The sequence below is a fragment of the Pantoea sp. JV6 genome (assembly GCF_025910055.1).
GTDB lineage: Bacteria > Pseudomonadota > Gammaproteobacteria > Enterobacterales > Enterobacteriaceae > Pantoea > Pantoea agglomerans.
This window is the reverse complement of the sequence record NZ_JAPCIM010000029.1, coordinates 1-3,002: the sequence shown is the minus strand read 5'-3', so window position 1 is coordinate 3,002 and position 3,002 is coordinate 1. Positions and strand designations below refer to the sequence as shown.

The following is a 3,002-nucleotide window of genomic DNA, read 5'->3' as shown; positions in this document are numbered from 1 at the left end:
TGTCTCTCAAAAACGCCTCTGGCGTTGTAAGGTTAAGCCTCACGGGTCATTAGTACCGGTTAGCTCAACGCATCGCTGCGCTTACACACCCGGCCTATCAACGTCGTAGTCTTCAACGTCCCTTCAGGACTCTCAAGGAGTCAGGGAGAACTCATCTCGGGGCAAGTTTCGTGCTTAGATGCTTTCAGCACTTATCTTTTCCGCACTTAGCTACCGGGCAATGCCATTGGCATGACAACCCGAACACCAGTGGTGCGTTCACTCCGGTCCTCTCGTACTAGGAGCAACCCCCCTCAATTCTCCAGCGCCCACGGCAGATAGGGACCGAACTGTCTCACGACGTTCTAAACCCAGCTCGCGTACCACTTTAAACGGCGAACAGCCGTACCCTTGGGACCTACTTCAGCCCCAGGATGTGATGAGCCGACATCGAGGTGCCAAACACCGCCGTCGATATGAACTCTTGGGCGGTATCAGCCTGTTATCCCCGGAGTACCTTTTATCCGTTGAGCGATGGCCCTTCCATTCAGAACCACCGGATCACTATGACCTGCTTTCGCACCTGCTCGAGCCGTCACTCTCGCAGTCAAGCCAGCTTATGCCATTGCACTAACCTCACGATGTCCGACCGTGATTAGCTGACCTTCGTGCTCCTCCGTTACTCTTTAGGAGGAGACCGCCCCAGTCAAACTACCCACCAGACACTGTCCGCAGCCCGGATTACGGGCCTACGTTAGAACATCAAACATTAAAGGGTGGTATTTCAAGGTTGGCTCCACGCGAACTGGCGTCCGCGCTTCAAAGCCTCCCACCTATCCTACACATCAAGGCTCAATGTTCAGTGTCAAGCTGTAGTAAAGGTTCACGGGGTCTTTCCGTCTTGCCGCGGGTACACTGCATCTTCACAGCGAGTTCAATTTCACTGAGTCTCGGGTGGAGACAGCCTGGCCATCATTACGCCATTCGTGCAGGTCGGAACTTACCCGACAAGGAATTTCGCTACCTTAGGACCGTTATAGTTACGGCCGCCGTTTACCGGGGCTTCGATCAAGAGCTTCTCCTTACGGATAACCCCATCAATTAACCTTCCGGCACCGGGCAGGCGTCACACCGTATACGTCCACTTTCGTGTTTGCACAGTGCTGTGTTTTTAATAAACAGTTGCAGCCAGCTGGTATCTTCGACTGGCTTCGGCTCGGGGAGCAGGTCCCTCCACCTACGCGCCAGCGTGCCTTCTCCCGAAGTTACGGCACCATTTTGCCTAGTTCCTTCACCCGAGTTCTCTCAAGCGCCTTGGTATTCTCTACCTGACCACCTGTGTCGGTTTGGGGTACGATTCTGTGTTACCTGATGCTTAGAGGCTTTTCCTGGAAGCTGGGCATTTATCACTTCAGCACCGTAGTGCCTCGTCGTCACGCCTCAGCGTTAATAAGGGACCGGATTTACCTGGACCCTCCGCCTACACGCTTAAACCGGGACAACCGTCGCCCGGCTGATATAGCCTTCTCCGTCCCCCCTTCGCAGTAACACCGAGTACAGGAATATTAACCTGTTTCCCATCGACTACGCCTTTCGGCCTCGCCTTAGGGGTCGACTCACCCTGCTCCGATTAACGTTGAACAGGAACCCTTGGTCTTCCGGCGAGCGGGCTTTTCACCCGCTTTATCGTTACTTATGTCAGCATTCGCACTTCTGATACCTCCAGCATGCCTCACAGCACACCTTCGACGGCTTACAGAACGCTCCCCTACCCAACAACGCCTAAGCGTCGCTGCCGCAGCTTCGGTGCATGGTTTAGCCCCGTTACATCTTCCGCGCAGGCCGACTCGACCAGTGAGCTATTACGCTTTCTTTAAATGATGGCTGCTTCTAAGCCAACATCCTGGCTGTCTGTGCCTTCCCACATCGTTTCCCACTTAACCATGACTTTGGGACCTTAGCTGGCGGTCTGGGTTGTTTCCCTCTTCACGACGGACGTTAGCACCCGCCGTGTGTCTCCCGTGATAACATTCTTCGGTATTCGCAGTTTGCATCGGGTTGGTAAGCCGGGATGGCCCCCTAGCCGAAACAGTGCTCTACCCCCGAAGATGAGTTCACGAGGCGCTACCTAAATAGCTTTCGGGGAGAACCAGCTATCTCCCGGTTTGATTGGCCTTTCACCCCCAGCCACAGGTCATCCGCTAATTTTTCAACATTAGTCGGTTCGGTCCTCCAGTTAGTGTTACCCAACCTTCAACCTGCCCATGGCTAGATCACCGGGTTTCGGGTCTATACCCTGCAACTTAACGCCCAGTTAAGACTCGGTTTCCCTGCGGCTCCCCTATACGGTTAACCTTGCTACAGAATATAAGTCGCTGACCCATTATACAAAAGGTACGCAGTCACCCCCATAAAGAAGGCTCCCACTGCTTGTACGTACACGGTTTCAGGTTCTGTTTCACTCCCCTCGCCGGGGTTCTTTTCGCCTTTCCCTCACGGTACTGGTTCACTATCGGTCAGTCAGGAGTATTTAGCCTTGGAGGATGGTCCCCCCATATTCAGACAGGATACCACGTGTCCCGCCTTACTCATCGAGCTCACAGCATGTGTGCTTTTGTGTACGGGAGTATCACCCTGTACCCTGCGACTTTCCAGACGCTTCCACTAACACACAAACTGATTCAGGCTCTGGGCTGCTCCCCGTTCGCTCGCCGCTACTGGGGGAATCTCGGTTGATTTCTTTTCCTCGGGGTACTTAGATGTTTCAGTTCCCCCGGTTCGCCTTGCAGCACTATGTATTCATGCTGCAATGATGCACAGAGTGCACCGGGTTTCCCCATTCGGACATCGACGGCTGTAGCGGTTCATATCACCTTACCGTCGCTTTACGCAGATTAGCACGTCCTTCATCGCCTCTGACTGCCTGGGCATCCACCGTGTACGCTTAGTCGCTTAACCTCACAACCCACAGGCGTTTTACAACGCTGCGAATTGCAAGCATTTGAGAGACTCGAACGCATCGC

At 53.9% G+C, this 3,002-nt stretch carries 1 rRNA gene; it reads right to left on the bottom strand.

Features of this window, described 5'->3' with window-relative positions:
- Window positions 1-28: 28 nt before the first annotated feature.
- Window positions 29-2,937 (bottom strand): 23S ribosomal RNA (locus OK412_RS23380).
- Window positions 2,938-3,002 lie beyond the last annotated feature (65 nt).